Genomic DNA, 26,864 nt, shown 5'->3' with positions numbered 1-26,864 from the left:
GGATAAACATAAAAAACAAAACCGCGGGACACGCGGGGATAGCCTGTTTTAGCTTTGCCCTAAAGGGTAATCGAGCAGGAAGCCCCCACTTCAAAATCGTAAGATTTAAGTGGTGGGAGCATGTCACCGCCGTGAGTAAGAGCAAACATGCTCGCACTGAAATGAAATAGAACGGAGCATAGCAAATGGAGAACAGGATCATTACAACAGATGTTACAGAAGAGGATTTTTCCCTGGAGGGAAATTTAAGGCCTCAGAGTCTGGATGAGTATATTGGTCAACAGAAAACAAAAGATACCCTGAAAATTTATATCGAAGCAGCAAAGCAGCGTCATGATTCACTGGATCATGTGCTGTTTTATGGACCTCCGGGGCTGGGAAAGACTACACTTTCCGCGATCATTGCCAATGAGATGGGAACACATATGAAGGTAACATCAGGTCCTGCGATTGAAAAGCCAGGCGAAATGGCTGCGATCCTGAACAACCTTCAGGAAGGAGATGTGCTGTTTGTAGATGAGATACACAGACTGAATCGACAGGTAGAAGAGGTTCTTTACCCGGCAATGGAAGATTTTGCTATCGATATCATGATCGGCAAGGGAGCATCCGCCCGTTCCATTCGTCTGGATCTTCCGAAGTTTACATTGGTAGGTGCAACAACGAGGGCAGGTCTTCTTTCCGCGCCGCTTCGTGATCGTTTTGGCGTAACACAGAGACTGGAGTTTTATGATAAAAAAGAACTGACGACGATCATTCTACGTTCCGCTCAGGTGCTTGGCGTGGAAATCGAACCCAATGGAGCTGCCGAGATCGCCAAGCGTTCCAGAGGAACCCCCCGTCTGGCCAACCGTCTTCTGAAGAGAGTACGTGATTTCGCCCAGGTGAAGTATAATGGTGTGATCACCTACGATGTTGCCTGCTTCGCATTGGATCTTCTGGAAGTAGATCAGTATGGCCTTGATAAAACAGACCGCCGCATTCTCCAGACCTTGATCCTGAATTTTCAGGGCGGCCCCGTGGGGCTTGAAACACTTGCCGCATCGATCGGAGAAGACTCCGGAACACTGGAAGACGTGTATGAACCCTATCTTTTGCAGACAGGTTTCCTTAACAGAACTCCACGTGGAAGAATGGCTTCCGTGCTGGCATATACCCATCTTGGATATCCTCGTCCTGATTTATCGACAAAGTAAAGGTCATAAAAAAAGTGAATTACTCGGTAACTGAGTTACCAGAGAATCTGAATTGAAGACTATTAGCACAGGTGAAAAAACGTTCTGTATAATGCGGTAAAAAAGAAAAAGCGCCAGGCAGGAAACTTTATTTTTGATATAACGGATTGCCCGCTGAAAGAGGGCGAAATAATGGAGCAGGTCAATAATCTGTTCAGATCAACACATCTCTCCTTTTTTGGAAGAGATCGCATTGTACAAGGATAGAAAAATAATTGGTGTTTATCAAAGAAATAAAAAATAAGAACCATTCAGCTGTACGATCTAAAAGATCATGGGTACTGCGAATGGTTCTTATTAAGATATCTTATGTGTATTTTACGATAATATACACAAGAATGCAAGACTTAAAATAAACAATAATTATCCACCAGTCAGAAAATGACAGGTGGTATTTTTATACACTTTTTTAAGAAAGAGAGGACAAGAAATGAAGAAATTATTTATCAGTCAGCCAATGAGTGGCAAAGCAGACGAGGAGATTCTTGCAGAGCGAAAGGTGGCAATCAAAGCGGCAGAAGAGTTGTTGAGAGAACCTGTAGAGGTTATTGATTCTTTCTTCCAGTCAGCACCGGTAGGAGCAAAACCTCTGTGGTTCATTGGAAAGTCCCTGGAGTTTTTATCTGATGCCGATATCGCCTATTTTGCAAAAGACTGGCAGAAAGCAAGAGGATGCAAGATCGAACATGAGCGTGCGGTTGAGTATGGAATTCCGAGAATTGACCATGTGTAGGAGGTAAGGAATGGGAAATGAAGAATTTTTAAGACTTTGCAAAGTAAAAGTAGCTGAATATACCAATTCACACATGGATAAGATCGATGGAAAACAGATCACAGTACAGTATGTGTACGTGGTATGGAGTTGTAAGACATTACAGAACAGTAAAGCACTTCTGAGCACGACTGTGCCGGATGGAATGTATTATGAGCTGACATATAACGGAGATAAGCACGAGTTATACTTTGATGCTTATAAGAAATTTCAAAACATGTGCTTTAAACTGTAATTGCGCCGGTGCAACAGTCGGAGAAGGGAAACACTACATGGAAACAATCATTTGCTCATGTCATAGAATAGAAGATCTGGAAAGAAAAGGAGAATGAACATGAATGTAAATGTAATGATGCAGTATGTAACATATGGTCTGGCGCTGATCGGGATGCTGGCGTTCCTGGTATCGATTATTGTGCAGGTGATCAAAGAGCTCCCGGGACTTAATAAGATCCCGACAAGTATTGTAGCACTGGTCACATCACTGATCCTGTGTCCGGTGGCACTGGCAGTCCTGTGCACGTATTATAAGACAGCTGTCACCTGGTATTATATTTTCGCATCGATTATTGCGGCGTTTGTAGTGTATTTGGTTGCGACCGGCGGTTGGGAAAAAGTAAAAGGTATCTGGGACAGGACGAAATACAAAGATTCAGAGGGCGAGTGATCCCTTTGTGAAATTCGTTGAACATCAAAGGACGATATGATAATATAGAACACGGAGCAATCGTGTTGCAGGGTGGCTGACCTCTATTCTACATAGAATGGAGGTGGTGCTGATGGACAAGAATCATTTTGATTTCAAAGACCTCATGGCTTTTGGTATGTTCATTCTGGCATTGCTTACGTTCGTTTTGACGTTTTGTAAGTAATTTTCTACATAGAAAAACCACCCCAAAACTTTGGCTGAGTGTAGGGTGGAATTTCTATTTCGCTATTCACTGAGTTCAACCCCTTGTGGGCGGTTGTTCCTTTGTATTATCAATATACCATTTCGAAAAAAATAATTCAAGTATTTTTAGGAGGCGAGTAATCGTCTTTTTTTATTGGAGGAAACATATGTTAAAGATTATGGGAAAAGCTCAGGTATCCGGCAGGAATTATGGTCAGAAGATCATCAGCATTTTGAATGGCATATTATCTATTAAGGCATCAAATAAGACATCAAAAACAGAAAAGGAGAGTACAACCATGAATATCAACACAAGTCTTATCAGTAACAACAACAGCTATGCAGGTCATAAACCGGCATATATCGTAATTCACAACACAGATAACTATGCCAAGGGTGCAAATGCGAAAGCACATGCTAAGGCTCAACATGATGGAAACTTTAAAGGCTATTCTGCACATGTATATGTGGATGACACAGAGGCATATCAGGCGCTTCCGTATAACCGTGGCGCATGGCACGTAGGGGTTAACTACGGCGGTCGGCTGTTTGGTACTGTCAACAACAGAAATTCAGTAGGAATCGAGATGTGTGTCCAGGCTGGCTATAATTATGAGAAAGCTTTCCAGAATACAGTCCGGTTGTGCAAACAGCTTATGAAACAGCTGGGAATCCCGGCTGACAGAGTTGTGCAGCATTATGATGTATGCGCAAAGAACTGCCCGTCAGCGATCCGTGCAAAAGGTGACTGGAACCGGTTCAAGCAGCTGATCGGAGCTGAGACCACCACGCCAACGGTAGATAAGTATTATCGCACAAGAAAGTCCTGGGCTGACAGCAAGAGCCAGATTGGAGCATACAAGAGCCTTGAGAATGCAAAGAAAGAGTGGAAACAGGGCTACACCATCTATGACTGGAACGGAAAAGCAGTGTATCCTGTACAGACTTCAGAAAAGGCAGTAGTTCTGACAGGAAAATTTGAGACCCAGCTTCCGATCATCCGGAAAGGGAATTCCGGCGTTGCAGTTTCCGTGCTGCAGTCTGTACTTGGTGTTACTGTGGATGGCCATTTCGGAGACGATACAGAAGCATCTCTGAAAGTTTTCCAGAAAAACACAGGCGTAAAGGTAAGTGGAACCTGCGGTATTGATTCCTGGAAAAAGATGATCGAACACATGAAAGCCAACACTCATAATTGAGAAAAACATTTGCATTTTTAAAGAAAATATTGTAATCGACAAAATAATAGAAAAACTTCTATACATTTTTGCGGGAATCAGTTATAATAAAAGAAATTGTGGGTTGTAAGACCGGCAATGCAGAGGAATGTTATTGAGGAAATTACCAGTAACAGATAAATTCAGGAGGCTTTACGAATGGCGGTAAAGAATACAGCACAGGTTGTTATCGATGGAAAGATCATTACTCTGGGCGGGTATGAGTCCGAGGAATATTTTCAGAAGGTTGCAGCCTATATGAATAATAAGATCAGTGAGCTGAGTCAGATGCCGGGATACTCCAGACAGGCCATGGAGACCAAGCATACACTGCTCAGTCTGAATATTACAGATGATTATTTTAAGGCAAAAAAACAGGCGGAGATTTTTGAACAGGATCTGCAGCAGAAAGACCAGGAGATGTATGATCTGAAACATGAACTGATCTCTTTGAAAATGCAGATTGAAGAGGCGAAGAAGGCAGAACAGGAAGCTCAGGAACAGAAGAATCTTCTGGACGGTAAGGTGAAGGAGCTGGAGAAAGAACTTGATGAACTGCTTAAATAAGGAGGGGGGATTGCTTCGGTAATCCTCTTTTGTTTTATGGTCACCGGATTGATTAACAGATGGGAGATGAGGGAATACTTTGAAAAATATGATAACAGAACTGCTCTCGCCGGCAGGTTCTTATGAAAGCTTTGAGGCAGCTATTGGTGCCGGGGCTGATGCGGTATATGTAGGGGGACCGGCTTTTGGAGCAAGAGCTTATGCGCAGAACTTCACCCAGGAAGAGCTGATCACTGCTATTGAGACCGCACATATCCATAACCGTAAATTATATCTTACTGTGAATACACTTTTGAAGAACCGTGAACTGGATGATCAGCTGTTTGAATATCTGCTTCCGTATTATGAGGCAGGGCTGGATGCGGTGATCGTACAGGATCTGGGAGTATTTTCTTTTATACGCCGGAATTTTCCGGATCTGGATATTCACGCAAGCACACAGATGACAGTAACCGGACCGGAGGGAATGCGGTTTCTGGAGGAAAAGGGAGCAACGCGTGTGGTTCCGGCCAGAGAGCTTTCCCTGGAAGAGATATCTGCCATGCATAAGGCAAGTCCTCTGGAAATAGAGACTTTTATCCATGGAGCTCTCTGTTACAGCTATTCCGGCCAGTGTCTGATGAGCAGTATTTTCGGTGGAAGAAGCGGAAACCGTGGCCGCTGTGCACAGCCATGCAGGCTTCCTTACAGTGTAACCATGGATCACAGAAAATATAAAGGAGACAAGAATTTTTGTGCATTAAGCCTGAAAGATATCTGCACTTTGGATATTCTTCCGGATATCCTGGAGGCGGGTGTTATGTCTCTGAAGATCGAAGGGCGTATGAAACAGCCGGCGTACACAGCGGGCGTCACGGCAGTATATCGAAAATATCTGGATATGTATTTAAGTGGAAAAGAATATCACGTTCAGGAAAAAGACCGGAAGTATCTTCTTGAGCTTTTCAGTCGGGGAGGATCCTGCAAAGGATACTATGATATGTATCGCGGGCCGGAAATGATGGCTTTTGCCAATGAAAAAAAATCCGGTAATATCCAGCCGGAGATCAGAAAAATAAAAGAAAAAATTCATGGGAATTTAATACTTTCTCCTGAAAGTCCTGTTATACTGGAAATAACCTGCAAGGGCCAGACAGTAACTGCTATGGGCGGTGAGGTACAGTTTGCTAAAAATCAGCCAATGGAAGAACAGAGGATCCGTCAGCAGATGGAGAAACTGGGAAATACAGATTTTCAGTGGGAGGATCTGAACATTGAAATAAATGGAAGGATTTTTGTTCCGGTTAAAGTTCTCAATGAAGTACGAAGAGATGCTCTGAGTCAGCTGCGGGAAGCACTGATCGGATGTCAGAAGAGAGCACAGGTTACGAAGCAGCCGACGAAATCTAAGGATCAGGCTTCCTGTCACAGAAGGGGAACAGACAGCCTGCCTGTGTATGTATCCTGTGAACGTTCGGATACTGCGGAAGTACTTTTGAACGAACCGGGGATTACAGGTTTTTATTTTCCTTTTGCTACTATGGAAAAATATTTTTCACCGGAACTTGCTGCAAGCAGTGAATTATATCTTTCTACTCCACATATCCATCGCGGAGAAATCCCCGAAAAGTGGCTTCGATCAGCTCAAAAATGGTTGGAGCAGGGTATGAAGGGTTTTCTGGTAAGAAACCTGGAATCTTACGCCGTACTGAAAAAAATGGGATATGGCGAAAAATGTATCCTGGATGCATCCATGTATACCTGGAATGATCAGAGTGTTGATTTCTGGCGGGAAGAGGGAGTTCTTCGAAATACAGTCCCCCTTGAGTTGAATGAGGGTGAACTGAAACACAGAGATAATACTTCTTCGGAGCTGCTTTTATATGGTTATATCCCACTGATGCTTTCCGCGCAGTGTGTAAGGAAGAATCTTTTCGGATGTACAGGAAAATATGAGACGGCTTATCTGAAAGACCGCTATAACAGTGAATTTCCGGTAAAATGCAGCTGTGATCCATGGGGAAAAAACATCTCCGAAAAAGCAAAATACTGTTATAATATCATTTATAATAGCATTCCTTACGGACTTCCGGGTGAAAAAGATCAGGTAAAAAAACTGAACCTTCACTCTTTGCGACTGGCATTTACGATCGAAGAGCCAGAGAAAGCAAAAGCGATCCTGAAAGAATTCCGGACGGTTTATCAGGAAAACGGAAAACCTTCCGGACGCAGGTATACAAAAGGCCATTTTAAAAGAGGAGCCGAGTAAAAGTGTATGATTAATGTAATTACAGAATTATCTAAGTATGTGATCCTCACATTGATGATCGTCTATACCTTTCATTGTTTTTATATGGTGTGGCGGCAGGATGAGGAAGAAAAGAGAGAACTGCTCCATCAGCAGCTGACCATGATCTTTTTTATTGATTTTACAGCATTTCTTGTGATCTATTTAAAAAGCATGGATTTCAGGGTCATCCTGTTCTATATCGAAATGATGATCTTTTTTGCAGCGATCCAGATCCTTTATCGAATTATTTATCAGAATGCATCGCTGCTTCTTTTAAATAATATGTGTATGCTCCTGAGCGTAGGATTTATCATGCTCTGCCGGCTTTCACTTCCGTCTGCAACTAAGCAGCTTCTGATCGTGGCCGCAGGTAGTGCAGTATCACTGGTGATACCGGTAATGATACGAAAAATGAAATTTTTAAAGGATCTTACATGGGCTTATGCCGGAATTGGTATTGTACTTCTGGCGGCAGTTCTTGTTCTGGCAAGCACAAGCTACGGTGCAAAGCTTTCTCTTATGGGAATCCAGCCTTCCGAGGTGATCAAGATAACCTTCGTATTTTTTATGGCATCACTTCTGTGTACCAAGGTGGATTTTCGCAAAGTAGTACTGGCTACGATCGTTGCAGTGATCCATGTAGGGATCCTGGTTCTTTCCAGGGATCTGGGTAGTGCAGTGATCTTTTTTGTCACCTACCTTGTACTGATCTATGTGGCAACCAGAAATCCGAGCTATTTATTTCTGGGACTTGGCGGAGGATGCGTTGGTTCGGTGATCGCATATCATCTTTTTGGACATGTCCGTCAGCGAGTCAGTGCTTGGAAGGATCCGATGGCTGTCTATCAAAATGAAGGTTATCAGATCGTGCAGTCTCTGTTTGCGATCGGAACCGGAGGCTGGTTTGGAATGGGACTTTGTCAGGGCTCTCCGGAGAAGATTCCGGTCGTAAAAAATGATTTTATCTTCAGTGCTATTTGCGAGGAACTGGGTGGCATTTTTGCCATCTGCCTGATTCTTGTATGCACAAGCTTTTTTCTGATGATCGTTACTATTGCACTAAAGATCAGGAATCCGTTTTATAAACTGATCGCACTGGGGCTCGGAACAGAATATGCTTTTCAGGTATTTCTGACCATCGGCGGTGCAACCAAGTTTATTCCAATGACAGGAGTTACACTTCCGCTGGTGAGTTACGGAGGCAGTTCTGTCATGTGTACCATCCTGATGCTTGCGATCATTCAGGGACTGTATATTCTGAGGGAAGATGAGGACGAACAAATTGAAACGCAGCGAAAAGAAACGATTGAAAGAAGAGGAAAGAGAGCAACGCCTGAGAGAAAGAGAAATCGCCAGACTCCGTAGAAAAAAGAACCGGCCTTTAACTTTTGTATCGGCCTTCTTTATATTGATCTTTGTCAGTCTGATCGGATATCTGGTCTATTTTGACGCCATAAAAAGCGAAGATTTTATCAACAGCCCGTACAACACCCGTCAGGATACATTTTCGGACCGGGTAGTACGTGGAAGTATCCAGTCTTCGGATGGTGAGGTTCTGGCACAGACCAATGTGTATGAAGATGGAACAGAAGAGAGAACGTATCCGTTTTCCAATATTTTTGCACATGCAGTAGGATATGATACCAATGGTAAGAGTGGTTTGGAATCGGAAGCAAATTTCCAGCTTCTCACCTCCCATTCATTTTTTCTGGAACAGATGAAAAATGAATTCCTGGGAAAAAAGAATCAGGGTGATATCGTGGTCTCCAGTCTGAATGCAGATCTTCAGACAACGGCATACAATTCTCTGGGAGACCGCAGAGGAGCGGTAGTTGTACTGGAACCATCCACCGGACGTATCCTGGCTATGGTGAGCAAACCGGATTTTGATCCGAACACGATCGCACAGAACTGGGATACCCTTGTTAATGATGAAAGTAACAGTAGCCTTTTAAACCGTGCAACCAATGGAGCTTATCCTCCGGGATCAACATTTAAGATCGTCACGGCACTGGATTATTTCAGACAAAAGGGATCACTGGAGGGATATTCCTATCTGTGTCAGGGAAGTATCACAGTGGATGACCACACGATCCAGTGTTACAATGGTGCAGTACATGGACAGGAGGATTTTTATTCCGCATTTGCACATTCCTGTAACTGTGCATTTGCAGATATGGGACTTGGTCTGGGAGGAGATACTCTGAAAAGTACTGCAGAGGATCTGCTCTTTAATAGGGCGCTTCCGCTGAATTCCTATAAAACCAGTCGCTTTACCCTTGATAAAGATTCTCCGAATGCACTTGTGATGCAGACCTCGATCGGCCAGGGTAACACTCTTGTTTCTCCGATGCATATGGCATTGATCACAAGTGCCATCGCCAATGATGGTGTACTGATGAAGCCAACTATGATCGATAAGATCGTGAATAATTCCGGTGATACGGTCAGGGAAACAGAAAAAACAGAATACAAACGTCTGATGACAAGAAATGAAGCCAATATCCTTGGAAAACTAATGAAAAATGTAGTTGAAAACGGTACGGCTTCTGCATTGAACGGACGAGGATATACTGTTGCCGGAAAAACCGGTTCTGCGGAGTTTGATGAAAATGGCTCCAGTCATTCCTGGTTTGTGGGTTATTCTAATGTAGATGATCCGGATATCGCCATTGCAGTGATCGTGGAAAACGGCGGAACCGGAAGTGAAGCGGCAGTTCCCATTGCTGCCAATGTTTTTGATGCATATTATTTCGATTAAATTGAGAACAGTATCTGCTTCTTGCCCCTTGCCTATAAGGTGAAAAAGAGGTATACTATAGCCAGTGCAAAAGACACACGCATTACAGGAGGATTGCAATATGATAGAAGCAACAAGCTGTGGCGGTGTGGTAATTCATCGGGGTAAGATCCTGGCATTGTATAAATCCTACAGGAACCGTTATGAAGGATGGGTGCTTCCCAAAGGAACTGTAGAAAAAGGAGAGACTTTTGAGCAGACTGCTTTACGTGAAGTAATGGAAGAAGCAGGTGTTCGGGCCTCTATCGTGAAATATATCGGCAAGAGCCAGTATAATTTCACCGTTCCGGAGGATGTGGTAATGAAAGAGGTACACTGGTATCTCATGATAGCTGATAATTATCATAGCAAACCCCAGCGAGAGGAATATTTTGTAGATTCCGGATACTATAAGTTTCATGAGATCTATCATCTTCTCCGTTTTTCCAACGAGAAGCATATCGTGGAACAGGCCTATCAGGAGTATCTGGAAATGCGAAGTGAGGGCGTCTGGGCGAAACAGCAGAAGTATTTTTAACAACAGGACAGGGCTGTGTACATACGCAGCCCTGTTTGGCATTATAACGGAGGTGATGGCAGATTGCTGAAATGGATGAAAAACTATTACATAGGAAATGATGTAAAAAATCCTACTAGAATAAGAGCCAGGATCACTGCTGGCAAATTCGTGCCGGATATCTACGTTGTTACTTTGTCTGATAATCCCGGAAATATTTTAGACTTTTTTCCGGCAGGCATGCTTGTCCAACGAGGAGCCAGGGCCACCTGCCCTCTGATCATTGGAATGGCTAGAGGAAAATCCGGTGCTATACAGATGGTACAGGATATGATCGAACAGGTTTATACCGAAACTGGAAATTTTAAAATAAAAGAATATCTGAAAAACAGGTGAACCAATGCTGCATATATTATGGCTGATAATAAAATGGATATTGATCCTTCTGGGGATCCTGATCGGGCTGATTCTTATGATCCTGCTGCTTCTTTTATTCTGTCCGATCAGATACAGAGGGAAAATAAAAAAAGACCGAACGGATAGTCTTCGGGAAATACATGTTTTCGGTGAAGTGAGCTGGCTGCTTCATATAATTTCTGCACAGGTATTCTGGGAGCAGGGCGTTCTGAAAACAAAATTATGTTTTTTAGGGATTCCTTTGGAAAAATTTAAAAATCTGTTTCGTAAAAAAAAGGAACCAAGAGCTCTTTCCAACTCCGGAAATCAAAATGCCAAAAAACAGGCAGAGTCTTCCAGAAGCCATGAAGAGACATCAAAAAGCGAAAATCAGAACGATACCGCAGAGCTGCAAATGTCTGAGCCTCAGGAAGATACTGTTGAAGATATAAATGAAATTTCGGAAAATGTAATAATGGAGCCGATATCGATTTCCGAAGAAATATCGGAAGATGAAAAGAAGCTTCGGACAAAGATTGCAGATTTAATTTTGAATATAGTGGGAAAAATAAAAACGACAGTTGGAAAGCTGTTCCGAATCGTACAGAATTTTCTTGGAATCCCCAAAAGGATTCTGAAAAAAATGCAAAGTCTTGCATTAACAATCCGGAATTTCTGTGATAAGATAAACTGGTGGAAAGAATTTTTAGACCATCCCCGAACCAAAGAGGCTCTTTCCTTTCTGTGGAAAAATGCAAAAAAACTGATTTATCATGTGCTTCCGACAAGGATCACCGGAAAAATCACATTTGGCAATGAAGATCCGGCAGTTACAGGTATGGTATTGGCTGTATTAGGAATGACGATTCCTTTTCATAAAAACAAGATCGAAGCAGCGCCCCTTTTTGATGATGAAAATGTTCTTGAGGGAGAGATCCTGTTAAAGGGAAGGATTTATGGAATTGTAGTTCTCAAAACAGCAGCAGAGCTTTATTTCAATAAAAATATAAAATACGTCATCCACCGATGGAGACATAAGGAGGTAAAACATGGAGAAAGAGAATAATTTCAAAGATACCGTGAATTCATTATTTAAAGGAATGGATGGCTTTGTATCGGCCAAAACAGTGGTTGGCGATGCCATTCATGTAGGTGATACCATTATCCTTCCTCTGGTCGATGTATCCTTCGGCGTGGGAGCCGGAGCTTTTGAAGGGGACAAGAAGAATAACGGCGGCGGAGGTCTTGCCGGAAAGATGTCTCCCTGTGCAGTACTTGTGATCCAGAATGGAAGCACCAAACTTGTAAACGTAAAAAATCAGGATGGCCTTACCAAGGTTCTGGATATGGTGCCGGATTTTGTGAACCGTTTTGCGCCAGGTGCAGGCAATGCTGAGGATACAGACGGGAAAGAAGAGTAGTATTCCTTTTAGATTTCATGCATATACTGTAATAAAAAACAGGAAATGAGCAGACAGGAGTGGGAAAGCTAACTGGTTTTATGCTGTTTTTTATTGGTGTGGGCATGGTTCTTGGCATCCTTATTACAGAAAATTTTATTGTGATCGCAATGGCAGTCATATGTCTGCTATGCGGATATCATATGTTTTGCAGATAAGCGGGAAGTGTGCACTTGGCATGCTTCCCGCTTGTGATTTATCTGTCTTGAAGATAAAAAAACAGCCCCCGCATTCTACGGGGGCATACGATATTACTTACGCTCTTTCAACTTTTCCGGATCTTAAACAAGAAGTACATACATACATTTTCTTTGCTCCGCCGGCAGTTGTTTTTACTCTGACGGATTTAACGTTAGATTTCCACATTTTGTTGGATCTTCTATGGGAATGACTCACATTGTTTCCGAAATGAGCTCCTTTATCGCAGATTGCACATTTAGCCATGAATAGCACCTCCTTTTATCAACAGTCACCATTTTAACAGATGAATTGCTCTTTTGCAAGCAAAAAAAGGAAATTTATCAAAAATTCTGCAAAGAGTTTTAAGGAAAGTATTCCATACCTCCGGGAACAGGGCGGATCATGGTGGAATTAAGCGTTGTGTGTATGGTTTAGATCAATTTGAAACATAGAAAATTACCCAGTGCGAATTAATTTATCGTTTTTTCTTTGGCCTGGTCTCTTTCCTGAATCGGAATAGAACATATTCTTGTTGAACTGGCATATGAGGATAGGAAAAACGGGAAAATGCAAAAGAATTCACCAGGTAGTTCGGAATCCGAAAATGTGGTATGATTATAGGTAGGATATCAGAAACGTCAGGAGTTGAATAGATTGTGAAGACGGAAGAAATCTTTAAATATGTGCAGAAACAGTACGGAACAGTCCCGGAATATTTATGGAGTACATCGCCAGACAGTGCAGTACTTCGACATAAAAACAGAAAATGGTATGCAGTGATCATGACTATTGAAAAATCAAAACTGGGATTAGAAGGAAAAGATCCGGTTGATATCATGGATGTAAAGTGTGATCCGGACATGACGAATATGATTATTCAGACTCATGGATTTTTACCTGGATACCATATGAACAAGCAGCACTGGATCACGATTTTACTGGATGGTTCGGTCAGTAAAGCAAAGATACTGGACTTTTTGGACATGAGTTATGACCTGATTGATGGCGCAGGCAGAAAGGAAAACAAATGAAAAAAGCAATCATATATGCATCGGTACATCATGGAAATACAGAAAAATTAGTAAAGAGCATAGCAGAAGCGTGCCAGATCGATTTGATTGATGCTGTAAAACAACCCGATGCAGATCTGAGCAGTTATGATATGATTGGGTTTGCATCAGGAATCTATTTTTCAAAATTTCATCAGTCGATATTGGGATTTGCAGAGAAGAATCTACCGGACGACAAAAAGGTATTTCTGATCTGTACTTATGGTGGAAGTGCGAATTATAAATCCATTGAGCAGATTTTGGATAAGAAGCGTTCTAAAGTGATAGGAAAATTCGGGTGCAAGGGTTATGACACATTTGGTCCATTTAAACTGGTTGGTGGAATTGCAAAAGGGCATCCAGATGAAGAAGATATAAAAAATGCAGTTGCGTTTGTAAAAGGATTATAAGTAGATAAACGAAAAAGAAAAACCGGCTTCATAGTATCGGTCGGCATGCTCCATCACAATCCTGGATTCCCCTTCAATAGAGTGGATGAGCTTAATTTTCTATAAGATAAAACAAGTTGAACTCTATCATTGCGTAATTATAAAAAAAAGGTTATAATGGTTTTATATAATTTAATCTGAATGAAACAATGGAGGTAACCATATGAATGGACGTATAGATTCCGGATTGGGTCAGATCGTAATTGATACAGATGTCATTGCGACTTATGCCGGCAGTGTGGCGGTAGAGTGTTTTGGTATCATCGGAATGGCAGCTATCAGTATGAAGGATGGCCTGGTCAAGCTTTTGCGTATTGACAGCCTGAAACATGGTATCAGTGTTAAGATCACGGATGATAATAAGATCCGGCTGAATTTTCATGTCATCGTAGCATATGGCGTGAATATCAGTACTATTGCGGACAATCTTGTCAACAATGTAAAATATAAAGTCGAAGCCTTTACAGGAATGGAGATTGAAAAGATCAACATTATGGTTGAGGGCGTGCGTGCAATAGATTAGTTTTAGAGGAGGAACTTGTGGTGAATAACAAAACCATAGATGCTAAAATACTTTCCAGAATGTTTCTGTCCGGAGCAAAGAATCTGGAAGCGAAGAAAGAGTGGATTAATGAACTGAATGTGTTTCCTGTACCTGATGGAGATACGGGAACCAATATGACGCTTACCATCATGTCTGCTGCTTCTGAAGTAGGTGCTCTTACAGATCCGGATATGGAATCCCTGGCAAAGGCAATTTCTTCCGGTTCCCTCCGTGGAGCCAGAGGTAATTCCGGTGTTATCCTGTCACAGCTTCTGCGTGGATTTACCAGAGGTGTGCGTAAACTTACAGATCTGGATGCACCTGCCATTGCCGCAGCTATGGAGCGAGGCGTTGAAACTGCATACAAAGCAGTTATGAAACCAAAAGAGGGAACCATTCTTACTGTAGCCAGAGCTGCAGCAGACAGAGCAGCAGAGCTTGCTGATACTGCAGAAGATCTGGATGCTTTTTTCGACGGGATCTTTCAGCATGCAGAGGAAACTCTTGCCAGAACACCAGAGATGCTTCCAGTCCTGAAAGAAGCAGGTGTTGTGGATTCTGGCGGACAGGGACTTCTGGAAGTTTTCCGTGGTGCCATCGACGGATATCATGGAAAAGAAGTGGATTATTCCCAGTTTGAGGCAGCAGCTCCTAAGATCACAAAGATTTCTCCTCAGGCAGAGGCAGATATCAAATTTGGATATTGTACAGAGTTTATTATCCTTCTTGAAAAACCGCTTCCACAGGATGAGATCGACCGTTTCCGTGAATTTCTGGATTCCATCGGTGATTCCATTGTTTTGGTGGCTGATGATGAGATTGTCAAGGTACACGTGCACACCAATCATCCGGGACAGGCTTTTGAACGCGCACTCACGTATGGTCAGCTTTCCCGTATGAAGATTGACAATATGAGAGAAGAACATCAGGAAAAACTGATCAAAGATGCGGAAAAACTTGCAAAAGAACAGGCAGAAAACAAAGAACCTCCAAAGGATCATGGATTTATTTCCGTATCCGTAGGTGAGGGACTTTCTCAGATCTTCCGTGAGCTTGGCGTAGATTATCTGATCGAAGGCGGCCAGACTATGAATCCGAGTACTGAAGACATGCTCAATGCTATTGAGAAAGTAAATGCAAAAACAATTTATATTTTCCCGAATAACAAGAATATTATCCTTGCAGCTAACCAGGCAAGAGATCTGACTGAGGACAAGGAGATCATTGTAGTACCAACCAAGACAATCCCACAGGGAATTTCCGCAATGATCAGCTTTGTTCCGGAGAAGGGCGGCGAGGAGAACCTTGCTTCCATGACCGATGCGATTTCCAGAGTGAAGACTGGACAGATTACTTATGCAGTCCGTGATACACGCATTGATAACAAGGAAATCCATGAGGGAGATATCATGGGAATCGGTGATGCAGGTATCCTTGCAGTAGGCAGAGATCGACTTCAGGTAGCAGAGGAGATGGTAGCAGAGATGGTTGACGAGGAATCTGAGATTATCAGTGTTTACTATGGTGAAGATGTATCTGAGGAAGATGCAGAGGCACTTTCTGATTCTCTTACCGAGAAATATCCGGAGTGCGAGGTTGAGCTGAACCAGGGTGGACAGCCAATTTACTACTATCTGATTTCTGTAGAATAAAGAGCAAAAAAAATGAATGATAAGACACCTTTACGTGAATTAAAAGGCGTGGGTGAGAAAACAGAGAAGCTTTTCCAGAAGATCGGGATCACGACTGCGGAAGAGCTTCTCCGTTATTATCCGCGGACTTACGATATATATGAGGAGCCTGTGGAGATTGCATCAGCAGAGGAGGACAAAACAGTCTCTATCCGTGCCACTATAGCAACAGGTATTTATATTAACCAGATACGCAATCTCCAGGTTCTGACAACAACTGTGGCAGATGCAAGCGGCCGATTGCCGGTTGCCTGGTTCAATGCGCCTTATTTGAGGGGAACACTCAAAAAGGGCAGTGTGTTTATCCTCAGAGGAAAGATCATCAGAAAAAAAGGCCGTCCGCAGATGGAACATCCGGAGATTTTTACCCCGGCAGCTTATGAGGAGATCATTCACAGTATGCAGCCTGTATATGGTCTGACGAAAGGACTTTCCAACAAGATGATCACGAAGTTGGTCCATCAGATTTTGGATACAAGGCCTCTCCATGGGGAATATCTGCCGGAGGAGATACGGGAACGCTATCAGCTCGCAGATGCCAATTATGCGATCCGGACTATCCATTTCCCGAAAAATATGCAGGAGCTTCTCACAGCCAGGAAACGTCTGGTATTCGATGAATTTCTGCTTTTTGTGCTGGCAATACAGCTCTTGAAGGAGAAAACAGAAGAGGCTCCAAACACTTTTCCAATGAAACCAGTATGGACAACCGAGGAAATCATAGAAGGGCTTCCCTATGACCTGACCGGAGCCCAGAAGAATGTCTGGCATGAGATCGAACGGGATCTGAGCGGTCATAAGCTGATGTCCAGGCTTGTGCAGGGGGATGTTGGTAGCGGCAAGACCGTGATCGCATTTTTAGCTATGGTACTTTCAGCAGAGAATGGATTTCAGAGTGCATTGATGGTACCGACAGAGGTTCTGGCAAATCAGCATTACGAAGGCTTTCTGAGGCTGATGGAAGAACAGAATATCGCTTCCTGCCATCCGGTGCTTCTGACAGGATCTACCACAGCCAGACAGAAGCGTGAGATCTATCAGAAGATTGCAGACGGTGAAGTGAATGTGATCATCGGAACTCATGCCCTGATCCAGGAAAAGGTGGAATATAAGAATCTGGGGCTTGTGATCACAGATGAGCAGCACAGATTCGGTGTTCGCCAGAGGGAAGCGCTGACGACCAGAGGAAATCCGCCTCATGTACTTGTTATGAGCGCAACCCCCATTCCCCGGACACTGGCGATCATTTTATACGGAGACCTGGATATTTCGATCATTGACGAGCTTCCTGCAAAAAGACTTCCGATCAAGAATTGCGTAGTAGGAACTTCCTACCGTCCCAAGGCGTATTCTTTTATTGAAAAGCAGGTGCAGATGGGAAGGCAGGCTTATGTGATCTGTCCTATGGTGGAAGAGAGCGAAGGCCTGGAGGCAGAGAATGTTACAGATTATGCCAGAAAGCTTCAGGAGATCCTTCCGGGGGAGATCAAAGTAGAAATCCTTCACGGAAAGATGAAGCCAAAAGAGAAAAACAGGATCATGGAGGCTTTTGCTTCCGGCGAGATTCAGGTGCTGGTATCTACCACAGTTGTGGAGGTTGGAGTGAATGTGCCAAATGCTACTGTTATGATGGTGGAAAATGCAGAACGTTTCGGGCTTGCCCAGCTTCATCAGCTTCGGGGCCGTGTAGGGCGTGGAGAGCATCAGTCTTACTGCATTTTTATCCAGGGAAATAATGAAGAAAATACTTCTAAACGTCTGAAAATCCTCAATGAATCCAATGATGGATTTTATATAGCCGGAGAAGATCTGAAGCTTCGGGGCCCAGGAGATCTTTTCGGTATCCGCCAGAGCGGACTGATGGAATTTAAGATCGGTGATATCTACAATGATGCGGGAATCCTGAAGAATGCAAGTGAAGCAGCTGGTGAGATCCTGGCACTGGATTTGGATCTTATCCTGCCTCAGCATAAGGCTTTAAAGGAGCATCTCAAGGGGTATATGAGTGAAGAACTGGAAAATCTGGGGATCTAACCTTGCGTTCTTTCACAAAAAGTGATATCCTAAAATTCGAGAAAAGATTAACAAATCCCTTGTAAGGAGGCTATAAACATGGCTAGAACAAAGAAAGCTGCAACCAAGACAACTGTAAAAACGGCTTCAGTAAGCGAGACTCCTGCAAAATCTGTAGTAACCGCATCCGAAGAGAAAGCCGTTAAGGCTGAGACACCAAAGACAGACGATGCAAAAGCTTCTGTAGAGACAAAAGCAGCTGAGAAGACAGCAGAGGTAAAACCTGCTGCTGCGAAACCAGTAGAAGAAAAAGCAGCAGAAGTAAAATCTGATGAAGAGAAAACAACAGCTGTAAAATCAGAAGAGCCGGCTAAGAAAACAGCCGCCAAGAAGACAACAACACGAAAAACTGCTGTAGCTAAGAAAACAACAACCAGGACGACTGCTAAGACAACAGCAGCTAAAACAACAAGAAAGACAGCAGCTAAAAAAGCTGAACCAGTGACAGAAGTATATGTTCAGTACTGGGGCAAAGAGATACATACTTCAGAGGTTGCTGACAGGATCAAAAAGATCTGGACAGAAGACATGGGCAAAAAAGCCTCTGAACTGAAAGACCTCAAAATCTACATTAAACCGGAAGATAATGGTGCACATTATGTGATCAACGGAGATGTTACAGGATTTATCGGACTGTAAAAAGAATCTCTGATAAAAAGTATATAAAAGAGTATGTAAGATGGCCTGCTATAGATAAAATCTGTAACAGGCTATTTCTTTTGTGTATTTGACCAATGTAAAAGAGCGTGATATGATTCATTCAACCAATATACATACTAAATAGATAGGAATATAATAGAATGAAACAGATATTATGCTTTGGAGATTCCAATACATGGGGATATGACGGAGAGAGCAGAGAGAGACTTCCGTGGGGAGTACGCTGGACAAGTCTTCTCCAGGAAAAACTGAATAAAGAAGAATATCGTGTGATCGAGGAGGGACTGTGCGGAAGAACAACGGTTTTCGAAGATCCGCTCCGCGATGGAAGAAAAGGAACTGCACTTCTTCCCACACTTCTGGAAACACATGCCCAGGTGGAAGTGATCACGCTGATGCTGGGAACTAATGACTGTAAAACTGTTTTCGGAGCATCCGCAGATGTAATTGGAAAGGGAATCATAAGATTGCTGGATCAGGTCCAGGAATATGCACCAAAAGCGAAAGTCCTTCTCATGGCTCCGATCTACCTGGGAGAAAAAGTATGGCAGGAAGGATATGACCAGGAGTTTTCCAGAGAGTCTGTGATCGTTTCCAGAAATCTGCAGCCTGTTTATGAAAAAATCGCAGCTGAACGTCATATCAGTTTCCTCCCGGCAGCATCCTATGTACATTGCTGTGACGCAGATCAGGAACATCTGAATGCAGCAGGACATAAGGAATTTGCAGAGGTTGTATATCGGAAAGTACAGGAATTGCTGTAAATAAATATAGGATTTTAAGACTTTTGGATCTTATTGCCTGTATAATGTGTGGATATGTTTGTGAAATAAGATCTCTTTTTATATAAAATAAAAAGATGTTGTCTGGCAGTTTTTCAGTTCTGTCAGACAGCATCTTTTTTGCATGAGCTTAGATCAACTCAGCATAGCAATGAAACTACCTGCGCGTACAGATTTAGTACTGCTGGCCGCCCTGGGAGTTGCCGGACATCTGACGCTCCTGTGCCTCGATCATCTTTTTGACCATATATCCACCTACGGATCCGTTCTGTTTGGAAGTCAGGTTTCCGTTGTATCCGTCTGTAAGCGGAACACCCAGCTCGTTTGCTACCTCATATTTGAAACGGTCAAGTGCGCCCTTTGCTTCCGGTACAACTGCTTTGTTAGAAGAAGTGTTACTTGGCATAATTCATTTCCTCCTTGGTTGTTATTTGGTTTACTGTTACATTGCTAGTATGTGAAAACCATAAAATAATACACTGGCAGTTAAAGGAAATTTAACATATAAAAATATTTCCGTTCATAAATTATACCGCAGTAAAAAAGCGAATGTATGGTTGCTTTTTGACTAGAATTGCGGTTATAATAATCTCCGCATCACATATAATATCTGTCAGACAAAAAAGTAAGGGGAGCCCGTGAAAAAGAAGCGTTATCCTACATACAAGCGAAAATATAAACGAAAAAAACAGCCCAGGCGAAAAATACTCACAGCCATTATCCTATGTGTCATCCTTGCAGTATGTAATGGCTGGATGCCGCCGCGGAGCCTGAAAGAGGTAAAAGATCAAAGCCGGATCTTCGGACAGGTATTTCTTACATATATAGAAGAAAATGCGCAGATCCTCTGGGAAGATGTTTCGGAATCCGCTTCCGATGCAGTGACAGGATTACTGAAACAATCTCAGACGAAGACAGGAGGGCAGACAGAATCTGTTTCTCTGGATCAGATTCCGGAATACAGCGGCAGTCCATATGTGGAGATCAATGGAAATATACCCTCTTTTTCTGATGAAAAAAGCGCAGGACCTGCATACGAATTTTATAGTGAACTAGATTCCCTGGGGCGCTGTGGTTATGCAGAATCCAAGATCACACCGGAGCTGATGCCTGATGAAGAGCGAGGAGCGATCGGAATGGTGAAGCCTACAGGATGGCATACTGTAAAATATGAAAATGTAGATGGCAGGTATCTGTATAATCGCTGCCATCTTATCGGATATCAGCTGACTGGAGAGAATGCAAACAGGAAAAATCTTATCACAGGAACCAGATATCTCAATGTGACGGGAATGCTTCCTTTTGAAAATGAGGTTGCAGATTACGTGCACAGTACAGGAAATCCCTGCATGTATCGTGTAACTCCGTTTTTTAAGGGAGATGAACTGGTAGCCCGGGGTGTGGAAATGGAAGCCGAATCCGTTAAAGACCAGAAGATATTTTTCCATGTTTTTGTTTATAACATACAGCCGGGAATTGAAATTGATTATACTACAGGAAACAGCTGGGAAGAATAGAGTATATGGAGTAACGCCGGGGAAAATATTAATTTTTCATGAATTTACATGAATTAAATTGCACTTTTTTGGGCGTTATGCTAGAATCAGTTACAGAGTTATATGATTTTACCTATATAAAGGGGAAAAAGGGATGTAACCCAAGGGCAGAATGGAGAGGTGAATTATGAATTTAGGAATTATTGCGCATAACAGTAAGAAAGTTCTGATTGAAGACTTCTGTATTGCATACAAGAATATCCTTGCCAAACATGAAGTATATGCAACCGGAACAACAGGAAGAAGAATTGAGGAAGCAACCAGTCTTCACGTTCACAAGTTTCTTGCCGGAAGTATAGGCGGAGACAAGCAGTTTATGGAGATGGTAGAGCGTCAGGATCTGGATATGGTGATCCTGTTTTATAACCCTGTCATGATGGACCCGGTAGAGCCGGATATCATGAGCATTGTCAAACGCTGCGACCAGTACAACATTCCGGTTGCTACAAATATTGCCACTGCGGAACTTCTGATCCTTGGACTGGCCCGCGGTGATCTGGATTGGAGATTAAATCTGAAATGAGAGTCATAGCAGGAAAAGCACGTAGATTAAACTTAAAAACCATTCCCGGAAATGAGACACGACCAACAACAGACCGTATTAAGGAAACTCTTTTTAACATTCTCCAGCCTGAAATACCTGGTTGTCGGTTTCTGGATCTGTTTTCCGGAAGCGGAGCGATCGGTATTGAAGCTCTGAGCCGTGGAGCCGAGTATGCCGTATTTGTGGAAAAAAATCCCAAAGCATGCACTTGCATCCGCGAAAATCTTTCATTTACAAAACTCACGGATGGTGGTAAACTGCTGAACATGGATGTGCTTCAGGCACTGCGTTCACTGGAAGGCGGAGAACCATTTGACTGTATTTTTATGGATGCACCATACGAACAGCATCTGGAACAACCAGTCCTTGAGTATCTGGCTGACAGCACTCTTGCAGATGAAAACACGCTGATCGTTGTGGAGGAAGATCTACATACGGATTTTTCTTATGTAGAGGACCTTGGATATCATCTGGTACGTTCCAAGGAATATAAAACCAACAAGCATGTTTTCCTAAAAAAATGAAAGAGAGACAGACATATGATAACAGCAGTATACCCGGGAAGCTTTGACCCGGCAACCTATGGCCATCTTGACATCATTAAGCGGGCAAGCATTTCATTTGACCGGGTTATAGTGGGAGTTTTGCATAATTCTGCAAAAAGTCCGTTGTTTTCTGTAGAAGAACGTGTTAAGATACTAACAAAGGCGACAAAAGATATCCCGAATGTGGAGGTGAAAGCATTCGAGGGCCTGTCAGTGAACTTTGCCAGGGAAAACCATGCCCAGGTGATCGTTCGAGGGCTTCGTGCTGTCACGGATTTTGAATATGAACTGCAGATGGCCCAGACTAATCGTGTTCTGGCACCGGATGTGGACACCGTTTTTCTTACAACCAGTCTGGAATATGCATACTTAAGCTCCACGATCATGAAAGAAGTTGCTAATTTCGGAGGAGATCTGAGCAAATTCGCTCCACGTGAGATTACGGATGCAGTCGAAGAGAAATTGAAAAAAAGAGAAACAGAGAAATAAGGAGAGTGTATTATGAGCAGCAGAATTGAACAGATTATTCAGGAGATTGAAGAGTATGTGGACAGCTGTAAATTCCAGCCTCTTTCCACTACCAAGATCGTAGTGAACAAAGAAGAGATTGAGGAGTATTTACGTGAACTTCGTCTGAAAACTCCGGATGAGATCAAACGTTATCAGAAGATCATCAGCAATAAGGATGCGATCCTTGAGGATGCTCAGGCTAAAGCTGACAGTCTGATCGCAGATGCTCAGGCCAAAGCTCAGGAACTTGTTACACAGCATGAGATCATGCAGAAAGCATATGCACAGGCAAATGAGACCATAAATGCTGCAAACAAGCAGGCTCAGGAGATTCTTGATTCTGCAACACAGGATGCAAACAGCATTCGTCTCAGTGCGATCACATACACAGATGATATGATGGCTAATATCGGTTCTGTCCTGAATCAGACACTTGAAGATGCCGGTGGTAAATATAAAGCATTTATTGATGCTCTGCAGAGCTGCCTTGAGGTTGTTAATCATAATCGTCAGGAGCTTGCACCACAGACTGCTCAGGCAGCGGCAATCTCCAATACCTTCCAGGATGATGACAGTTCTTCTATAACAAAAGAAGACGAAGATCTGTTAGACGATATCGGAGAAAACTAGGATCAGGAATATCGCACTGGCGTTCAGACATTTTGAAATAGCGTAGGGGATCAGTGACAAACTGTTTTCCAATACGCTTTTTGTCTGAGCCATGACGCAAAAGCCACCAAAAGAAGTCAGGAGCATAGAAGCAAGGTATCTGCTTTTCCATGGCAGCGGTGCGCCGGCAATCTGTTTCAGCCCGGTAGTTAGTTCCAGTGGTGCTGTGAACAGCATACAGCTTTGTGCATGAAATGGCCAGTAAAAGCTGATACTGGCGAGTATCAGTGAGAAGAGGAGAATATAGCCCCCGAGACGTGTGATGGTTTCAAATCCGTCCATGATCGAGACATCCAGGATGACTCCTATGGAGTCCTGTTGGTATGTCTCTTTTTTTATCTTGTTTACGCAGACAGAGTCCACGGTATGCCCGCGATATACAACGAAACGAAAAAACAGCATACAAAAGAGATCTGCCGCCAGAAAAGTGAGGATCATCTGTACTGCTGATATCTTATTTTTCAAGAGTATCCCGGAAAGATAGGAAATGATAAATGCGGGACTTGCATTGCAGCTAAACGTAAGAAGATATTCCCCTTCTCTGCGGGAAATCTGCTGGTCTATGTACAGATCATGTGCCAGTTTGGCTCCCATAGGATATCCGCATAACAGACCCAGGATCAGAACATAGGCTCCAGCAGGTGAAAGCCCGAAAAACGTTTTCCAGAAGAAAGCAGATGGTTTCAGAAGCTTCCGGATATTTCCAGTTTTTAATAATGCTCCTGTCAGGATCAGAAATGGCAGCAGAGTGGGAATCATGATATTCAACCACAATCCAAGTCCATTTTTTACTCCGGTAAGAGCTTCTTTTGGGTGAAAAAGCAGAAAAAACAACAGGCAGATATAGAAAAATATGATTATTTTTCGTTTCATAAAAACAGGTCCTTGCTTTTTTTACAGTATATGATTATTATAAAAGACAAATGAATTTATGAAGCAGAAGGAGGCAGAATTTATGCCAGTATTAGAAAATTGTGAACCAAAGAGAGTTTTTCATTATTTTGAAGAAATCTGCAAGATTCCTCACGGTTCCAGAAATACAAAACAGATCAGTGATTTCCTTGTGGAATTCGCGAAGGATCATGGATTCAGATATGTACAGGATGAGCTGAATAATGTAGTGATCTACAAGCCAGGCACACCAGGATATGAGAATTCTCCCACAGTGATCATCCAGGGCCACATGGATATGGTATGTGAAAAACGACCGGATGTAGATCATGATTTTACAAAAGATGGTTTGAACATCTCTGTAAAAGATGGTTATATCACAGCCAACGGAACAACTCTTGGCGGTGATGATGGTATTGCAGTTGCTTATGGTCTTGCCCTTCTTGACAGTACAGATATTCCACACCCTCCTCTTGAAGTACTGCTCACGGTTGATGAGGAGATTGGTCTTCTTGGTGCAGTCGGTCTGGACTGCAGCGTGCTGAAGGGAAGAAGATTTATCAATCTGGATTCTGAAGCGGAGGGAAGTCTCTGGATCAGCTGTGCCGGCGGTCTTTCCGGTATCAGCCATATCCCTGTCCAGCGTGTAGAAGGAGAAGGAGAAAAGGTACAGGTCAAAGTCTGTGGACTTATGGGCGGACATTCCGGTGCCGAGATTGACAAGAACAGAGCGAATGCCAATAAACTTATGGGACGGTTTCTTTACGGACTTAAGAAAAAAGCGGAATATGCCCTTATTTCTCTTACAGGCGGGCAGAAAGACAATGCCATTACAAGAGAGTGCACCGCAGAATTTCTTACGGATTCCGTTGCTGAGGTAAAAGCTTACGCAAAAGAGCTCCAGGAGCAGCTCCGTGAAGAATATACTGGTTCTGACGAAAACATTACTTTTGAAATAACAGAAAAGGGTACTGCAACAGCAGAGGTTCTTCATCCTACAAGTCAGGAAAAGATCGTATTTTATCTGCAGAATGTACCATTCGGAATCCAGAAAATGAGCGGAACCATCAAAGGCCTGGTGGAAACCTCCAGCAATATCGGTATCCTCCGTCTGGATAGGGACGAGCTTTTTGCAAGTTCCAGTGTAAGAAGCTCTGTAGACGCTGCATGCAGTGCATTATCTGATAAAATTGAATATCTCACAGAATTTCTTGGTGGTGACTATGAAGTACAGGGTGCATACCCGGCATGGGAGTACAGAAAGGAATCTCCATTACGAGATAAAATGGTTGCAGTTTTTGAGGAAATGTACGGACATAAGCCTGAAGTCGTAGCGATCCACGCAGGCCTTGAATGCGGGCTTTTCTATAAAAAAATGGAAGGACTGGACTGTGTATCCCTTGGACCGGATATGAAGGATATCCATACATCCGAGGAGGTTCTCAGCATTGCTTCCACAGAAAGAGTATGGAACTATCTTGTACAGGTTCTCAAAAATCTGAAAGACTGATCCCGTTCGGAGTATGTTCGAACTTTTACCCTGGAGAGACGTAAGGTTTCTCCAGGGTATTTTTATGCCCTGATAAAAAATATTCATAAAATACAGAATTATACATATATATAGATTTGTGGATGCATCACACAAAAGGAAAATAATTCTATATTTTTTTAATAAAAAATTGATAAACAATCCCTTTTTTTTCAAAACATATGTTATAATAAAAAATGTATGCCGCTGTCACCAAAACCAAAAAGAGACTGGCGGCAGATGATAAGGAGCGAGCAACATGGAAATACAGTTATGGCGAAGTATTTTGTGCCCTTACGAGCTGGCTGTCAAAGAACTGACAGTCAAGTTTAAACATATGATAGAAGAGTATCACGAAAATGATCGTTATTCTCCCATTGAACAAGTCAGTGGACGAGTAAAAAGCGTTTCCAGTATCCTGGAGAAAATGCAGCGTAAAGATATCCCGATCGAACAGCTGGAAACAGAAATGGAAGATCTGGCGGGAGTACGGATCATATGTCAGTTTGAAGAAGATATCGATACCGTTGCTGCGATCATCCGAAAAAGAACAGATATGGAAGTCAAAAGTGAAAAGAACTATCTGACGCATATCAAGCAGAGCGGTTACCGGAGTTATCACATGATTCTTTATTATACAGTGGAGACTATTCATGGGCCGAAACGGCTTCAGGTAGAAATACAGATCCGTACCATGGCAATGAATTTCTGGGCAACGATCGAACATTCCCTTCAGTATAAATACAAAGGTGATATGCCTCCTCATGTAGCAGAACGTCTTAGTAAAGCATCCGATGCGATCATTTCGCTGGATCATGAAATGTCTTCTGTGCGCAATGAGATCATGGATGCCCAGAATTCATCTCAGATGCAGTCCAATCTTGTAAAGGATATTTTGAATAATATTGAAAATCTCTACCGTGTTTCCAGTGAACGGGAAGTCAGCAAAATACAGGATGAGTTCCTGCGGGTATTCAAAACCAAGGATCTGCGTCAGCTGGAACGCTTCCACAGGCAGCTGGATATCATTGCAGAGGGTTATCGTGCCCAGGCAGTCCATCACAGCATATGAACACAGGGCAGACAGTA

General features: G+C 42.8%; 30 protein-coding genes and 1 pseudogene. 28 read left to right on the top strand and 3 right to left on the bottom strand.

Annotation, left to right across the window (positions count from 1 at the left end):
- The first annotated feature begins 185 nt into the window (after positions 1-185).
- From ruvB to NCY57_RS12045, 14 genes are all read left to right on the top strand, one after another.
- Entirely contained in the window at positions 186-1,196 is a 1,011-nt protein-coding gene (ruvB, locus tag NCY57_RS12105) for a Holliday junction branch migration DNA helicase RuvB (protein WP_015524888.1), read from the top strand.
- Positions 1,197-1,280: 84 nt separating this feature from the next.
- On the top strand, positions 1,281-1,442 hold the full coding sequence (locus tag NCY57_RS17185; protein WP_158526504.1) for a hypothetical protein: 162 nt from the start codon (positions 1,281-1,283) through the stop codon (positions 1,440-1,442).
- A 223-nt stretch (positions 1,443-1,665) separates the two neighbouring features.
- Entirely contained in the window at positions 1,666-1,968 is a 303-nt protein-coding gene (locus NCY57_RS12100) for a DUF4406 domain-containing protein (protein WP_022426487.1), read from the top strand.
- A gap of 10 nt (positions 1,969-1,978) precedes the next feature.
- On the top strand, positions 1,979-2,242 hold the full coding sequence (locus tag NCY57_RS12095) for a DUF6275 family protein (RefSeq protein ID WP_110103918.1): 264 nt from the start codon (positions 1,979-1,981) through the stop codon (positions 2,240-2,242).
- Between the two features lie 99 nt (positions 2,243-2,341).
- Positions 2,342-2,674: a ribonuclease gene (locus NCY57_RS12090; RefSeq protein WP_173739969.1), complete on the top strand. Its 333-nt coding sequence runs from the start codon at positions 2,342-2,344 to the stop codon at positions 2,672-2,674.
- A gap of 392 nt (positions 2,675-3,066) precedes the next feature.
- The gene (locus NCY57_RS12085) at positions 3,067-4,098 is read left to right on the top strand and encodes a peptidoglycan recognition protein family protein (protein WP_022426490.1); all 1,032 of its coding nucleotides are present in this window, start codon (positions 3,067-3,069) and stop codon (positions 4,096-4,098) included.
- A gap of 177 nt (positions 4,099-4,275) precedes the next feature.
- Positions 4,276-4,683 carry a cell division protein ZapA gene (locus NCY57_RS12080; protein ID WP_015524889.1) on the top strand — a complete coding sequence of 136 codons (408 nt, stop codon included), beginning with the start codon at positions 4,276-4,278 and terminating at the stop codon, positions 4,681-4,683.
- Positions 4,684-4,771: 88 nt separating this feature from the next.
- Positions 4,772-6,931, top strand: coding sequence for a peptidase U32 family protein (locus NCY57_RS12075; protein ID WP_173739975.1), 2,160 nt, complete (start codon positions 4,772-4,774; stop codon positions 6,929-6,931).
- A 6-nt stretch (positions 6,932-6,937) separates the two neighbouring features.
- Positions 6,938-8,317: an FtsW/RodA/SpoVE family cell cycle protein gene (locus tag NCY57_RS12070; RefSeq protein ID WP_015524892.1), complete on the top strand. Its 1,380-nt coding sequence runs from the start codon at positions 6,938-6,940 to the stop codon at positions 8,315-8,317.
- Positions 8,220-9,713 (top strand): peptidoglycan D,D-transpeptidase FtsI family protein, encoded by a 1,494-nt coding sequence (locus NCY57_RS12065; RefSeq protein ID WP_250789703.1) that lies wholly within the window; start codon positions 8,220-8,222, stop codon positions 9,711-9,713. Before NCY57_RS12070 ends, NCY57_RS12065 begins: the two co-directional genes overlap by 98 nt.
- Before the next feature lie 100 nt (positions 9,714-9,813).
- Positions 9,814-10,269: an NUDIX hydrolase gene (locus NCY57_RS12060; RefSeq protein ID WP_015524893.1), complete on the top strand. Its 456-nt coding sequence runs from the start codon at positions 9,814-9,816 to the stop codon at positions 10,267-10,269.
- 63 nt (positions 10,270-10,332) lie between these two features.
- Positions 10,333-10,644, top strand: a complete 312-nt coding sequence (locus NCY57_RS12055; RefSeq protein ID WP_250789702.1) for a hypothetical protein — start codon at positions 10,333-10,335, stop codon at positions 10,642-10,644.
- Between the two features lie 4 nt (positions 10,645-10,648).
- Positions 10,649-11,710: a DUF2953 domain-containing protein gene (locus NCY57_RS12050; RefSeq protein WP_250789701.1), complete on the top strand. Its 1,062-nt coding sequence runs from the start codon at positions 10,649-10,651 to the stop codon at positions 11,708-11,710.
- Positions 11,694-12,065: a GerW family sporulation protein gene (locus NCY57_RS12045; RefSeq protein WP_015524896.1), complete on the top strand. Its 372-nt coding sequence runs from the start codon at positions 11,694-11,696 to the stop codon at positions 12,063-12,065. Before NCY57_RS12050 ends, NCY57_RS12045 begins: the two co-directional genes overlap by 17 nt.
- Positions 12,066-12,359: 294 nt before the next feature.
- On the opposite strand, the gene rpmB is transcribed toward NCY57_RS12045, so the two are convergent.
- Positions 12,360-12,548, bottom strand: coding sequence for a 50S ribosomal protein L28 (gene rpmB, locus NCY57_RS12040; RefSeq protein WP_015524898.1), 189 nt, complete (start codon positions 12,546-12,548; stop codon positions 12,360-12,362).
- 392 nt (positions 12,549-12,940) lie between these two features.
- Here rpmB and NCY57_RS12035 point away from each other — a divergent pair, with 392 nt between their 5' ends.
- The 7 genes from NCY57_RS12035 (at position 12,941) to NCY57_RS12005 (ending at position 19,514) form a co-directional block, all read left to right on the top strand.
- Positions 12,941-13,315: an MmcQ/YjbR family DNA-binding protein gene (locus NCY57_RS12035; RefSeq protein WP_118608697.1), complete on the top strand. Its 375-nt coding sequence runs from the start codon at positions 12,941-12,943 to the stop codon at positions 13,313-13,315.
- The gene (locus NCY57_RS12030; RefSeq protein WP_118608698.1) at positions 13,312-13,743 is read left to right on the top strand and encodes a flavodoxin family protein; all 432 of its coding nucleotides are present in this window, start codon (positions 13,312-13,314) and stop codon (positions 13,741-13,743) included. The genes NCY57_RS12035 and NCY57_RS12030 overlap by 4 nt, the downstream gene beginning before the upstream one ends.
- A 202-nt stretch (positions 13,744-13,945) precedes the next feature.
- Positions 13,946-14,305, top strand: coding sequence for an Asp23/Gls24 family envelope stress response protein (locus tag NCY57_RS12025; RefSeq protein WP_015524900.1), 360 nt, complete (start codon positions 13,946-13,948; stop codon positions 14,303-14,305).
- A 20-nt stretch (positions 14,306-14,325) separates the two neighbouring features.
- The gene (locus NCY57_RS12020) at positions 14,326-15,978 is read left to right on the top strand and encodes a DAK2 domain-containing protein (RefSeq protein WP_118608699.1); all 1,653 of its coding nucleotides are present in this window, start codon (positions 14,326-14,328) and stop codon (positions 15,976-15,978) included.
- A gap of 12 nt (positions 15,979-15,990) precedes the next feature.
- Positions 15,991-18,051 carry an ATP-dependent DNA helicase RecG gene (gene recG / locus NCY57_RS12015; protein WP_250789700.1) on the top strand — a complete coding sequence of 687 codons (2,061 nt, stop codon included), beginning with the start codon at positions 15,991-15,993 and terminating at the stop codon, positions 18,049-18,051.
- A 78-nt stretch (positions 18,052-18,129) separates the two neighbouring features.
- A complete protein-coding gene (locus tag NCY57_RS12010; RefSeq protein ID WP_173739963.1) occupies positions 18,130-18,729 on the top strand; it encodes a DUF6465 family protein in 600 nt (199 codons plus the stop codon).
- A 161-nt stretch (positions 18,730-18,890) separates the two neighbouring features.
- A complete protein-coding gene (locus tag NCY57_RS12005; protein WP_173739962.1) occupies positions 18,891-19,514 on the top strand; it encodes a GDSL-type esterase/lipase family protein in 624 nt (207 codons plus the stop codon).
- 193 nt (positions 19,515-19,707) lie between these two features.
- On the opposite strand, the gene NCY57_RS12000 is transcribed toward NCY57_RS12005, so the two are convergent.
- Entirely contained in the window at positions 19,708-19,938 is a 231-nt protein-coding gene (locus tag NCY57_RS12000) for an alpha/beta-type small acid-soluble spore protein (RefSeq protein ID WP_015524906.1), read from the bottom strand.
- 475 nt (positions 19,939-20,413) lie between these two features.
- On the opposite strand from NCY57_RS12000, the pseudogene NCY57_RS11995 reads away from it, so the two are divergent.
- From NCY57_RS11995 to NCY57_RS11975, 5 genes and pseudogenes are all read left to right on the top strand, one after another.
- A pseudogene (locus NCY57_RS11995) lies at positions 20,414-21,043 on the top strand (DNA/RNA non-specific endonuclease); the annotation flags it as partial.
- A 172-nt stretch (positions 21,044-21,215) separates the two neighbouring features.
- Entirely contained in the window at positions 21,216-21,611 is a 396-nt protein-coding gene (locus tag NCY57_RS11990; RefSeq protein ID WP_015524908.1) for a methylglyoxal synthase, read from the top strand.
- On the top strand, positions 21,608-22,156 hold the full coding sequence (rsmD, locus tag NCY57_RS11985) for a 16S rRNA (guanine(966)-N(2))-methyltransferase RsmD (RefSeq protein WP_015524909.1): 549 nt from the start codon (positions 21,608-21,610) through the stop codon (positions 22,154-22,156). The genes NCY57_RS11990 and rsmD overlap by 4 nt, the downstream gene beginning before the upstream one ends.
- A gap of 15 nt (positions 22,157-22,171) precedes the next feature.
- On the top strand, positions 22,172-22,666 hold the full coding sequence (gene coaD / locus NCY57_RS11980; RefSeq protein ID WP_015524910.1) for a pantetheine-phosphate adenylyltransferase: 495 nt from the start codon (positions 22,172-22,174) through the stop codon (positions 22,664-22,666).
- A gap of 12 nt (positions 22,667-22,678) precedes the next feature.
- Positions 22,679-23,317, top strand: coding sequence for a hypothetical protein (locus NCY57_RS11975; protein ID WP_015524911.1), 639 nt, complete (start codon positions 22,679-22,681; stop codon positions 23,315-23,317).
- On the opposite strand, the gene NCY57_RS11970 is transcribed toward NCY57_RS11975, so the two are convergent.
- Complete coding sequence (locus NCY57_RS11970) at positions 23,294-24,229, bottom strand: sporulation integral membrane protein YlbJ (protein ID WP_021651491.1); 936 nt, start codon at positions 24,227-24,229, stop codon at positions 23,294-23,296. The genes NCY57_RS11975 and NCY57_RS11970 overlap by 24 nt on opposite strands.
- Positions 24,230-24,311: 82 nt before the next feature.
- On the opposite strand from NCY57_RS11970, the gene NCY57_RS11965 reads away from it, so the two are divergent.
- Together NCY57_RS11965 and NCY57_RS11960 are read left to right on the top strand one after the other, a co-directional pair.
- The gene (locus NCY57_RS11965) at positions 24,312-25,757 is read left to right on the top strand and encodes an aminoacyl-histidine dipeptidase (protein WP_022426340.1); all 1,446 of its coding nucleotides are present in this window, start codon (positions 24,312-24,314) and stop codon (positions 25,755-25,757) included.
- 277 nt (positions 25,758-26,034) lie between these two features.
- Entirely contained in the window at positions 26,035-26,847 is an 813-nt protein-coding gene (locus NCY57_RS11960; protein ID WP_015524915.1) for a GTP pyrophosphokinase, read from the top strand.
- Positions 26,848-26,864 lie beyond the last annotated feature (17 nt).

Origin of the sequence: Blautia sp. MB18-30 (assembly GCF_023669475.1) — a bacterium.
GTDB lineage: Bacteria > Bacillota > Clostridia > Lachnospirales > Lachnospiraceae > Blautia_A > Blautia_A fusiformis.
The sequence above is the reverse complement of the archived record's forward strand: the minus strand, read 5'-3'. Positions and strand labels throughout refer to the sequence as shown.

Coding starts and splice junctions, on each gene's coding strand:
- ruvB (WP_015524888.1), top strand. CDS start 186: ATGGAGAACAGGATCATTACAACAGATGTTACAGAAGAGGATTTTTCC.
- NCY57_RS12100 (WP_022426487.1), top strand. CDS start 1,666: ATGAAGAAATTATTTATCAGTCAGCCAATGAGTGGCAAAGCAGACGAG.
- NCY57_RS12095 (WP_110103918.1), top strand. CDS start 1,979: ATGGGAAATGAAGAATTTTTAAGACTTTGCAAAGTAAAAGTAGCTGAA.
- NCY57_RS12090 (WP_173739969.1), top strand. CDS start 2,342: ATGAATGTAAATGTAATGATGCAGTATGTAACATATGGTCTGGCGCTG.
- NCY57_RS12085 (WP_022426490.1), top strand. CDS start 3,067: ATGTTAAAGATTATGGGAAAAGCTCAGGTATCCGGCAGGAATTATGGT.
- NCY57_RS12080 (WP_015524889.1), top strand. CDS start 4,276: ATGGCGGTAAAGAATACAGCACAGGTTGTTATCGATGGAAAGATCATT.
- NCY57_RS12075 (WP_173739975.1), top strand. CDS start 4,772: ATGATAACAGAACTGCTCTCGCCGGCAGGTTCTTATGAAAGCTTTGAG.
- NCY57_RS12070 (WP_015524892.1), top strand. CDS start 6,938: ATGATTAATGTAATTACAGAATTATCTAAGTATGTGATCCTCACATTG.
- NCY57_RS12065 (WP_250789703.1), top strand. CDS start 8,220: ATGAGGACGAACAAATTGAAACGCAGCGAAAAGAAACGATTGAAAGAA.
- NCY57_RS12060 (WP_015524893.1), top strand. CDS start 9,814: ATGATAGAAGCAACAAGCTGTGGCGGTGTGGTAATTCATCGGGGTAAG.
- NCY57_RS12050 (WP_250789701.1), top strand. CDS start 10,649: ATGCTGCATATATTATGGCTGATAATAAAATGGATATTGATCCTTCTG.
- NCY57_RS12045 (WP_015524896.1), top strand. CDS start 11,694: ATGGAGAAAGAGAATAATTTCAAAGATACCGTGAATTCATTATTTAAA.
- rpmB (WP_015524898.1), bottom strand. CDS start 12,548: ATGGCTAAATGTGCAATCTGCGATAAAGGAGCTCATTTCGGAAACAAT.
- NCY57_RS12030 (WP_118608698.1), top strand. CDS start 13,312: ATGAAAAAAGCAATCATATATGCATCGGTACATCATGGAAATACAGAA.
- NCY57_RS12025 (WP_015524900.1), top strand. CDS start 13,946: ATGAATGGACGTATAGATTCCGGATTGGGTCAGATCGTAATTGATACA.
- recG (WP_250789700.1), top strand. CDS start 15,991: ATGAATGATAAGACACCTTTACGTGAATTAAAAGGCGTGGGTGAGAAA.
- NCY57_RS12010 (WP_173739963.1), top strand. CDS start 18,130: ATGGCTAGAACAAAGAAAGCTGCAACCAAGACAACTGTAAAAACGGCT.
- NCY57_RS12005 (WP_173739962.1), top strand. CDS start 18,891: ATGAAACAGATATTATGCTTTGGAGATTCCAATACATGGGGATATGAC.
- NCY57_RS12000 (WP_015524906.1), bottom strand. CDS start 19,938: ATGCCAAGTAACACTTCTTCTAACAAAGCAGTTGTACCGGAAGCAAAG.
- NCY57_RS11990 (WP_015524908.1), top strand. CDS start 21,216: ATGAATTTAGGAATTATTGCGCATAACAGTAAGAAAGTTCTGATTGAA.
- rsmD (WP_015524909.1), top strand. CDS start 21,608: ATGAGAGTCATAGCAGGAAAAGCACGTAGATTAAACTTAAAAACCATT.
- coaD (WP_015524910.1), top strand. CDS start 22,172: ATGATAACAGCAGTATACCCGGGAAGCTTTGACCCGGCAACCTATGGC.
- NCY57_RS11975 (WP_015524911.1), top strand. CDS start 22,679: ATGAGCAGCAGAATTGAACAGATTATTCAGGAGATTGAAGAGTATGTG.
- NCY57_RS11970 (WP_021651491.1), bottom strand. CDS start 24,229: ATGAAACGAAAAATAATCATATTTTTCTATATCTGCCTGTTGTTTTTT.
- NCY57_RS11965 (WP_022426340.1), top strand. CDS start 24,312: ATGCCAGTATTAGAAAATTGTGAACCAAAGAGAGTTTTTCATTATTTT.
- NCY57_RS11960 (WP_015524915.1), top strand. CDS start 26,035: ATGGAAATACAGTTATGGCGAAGTATTTTGTGCCCTTACGAGCTGGCT.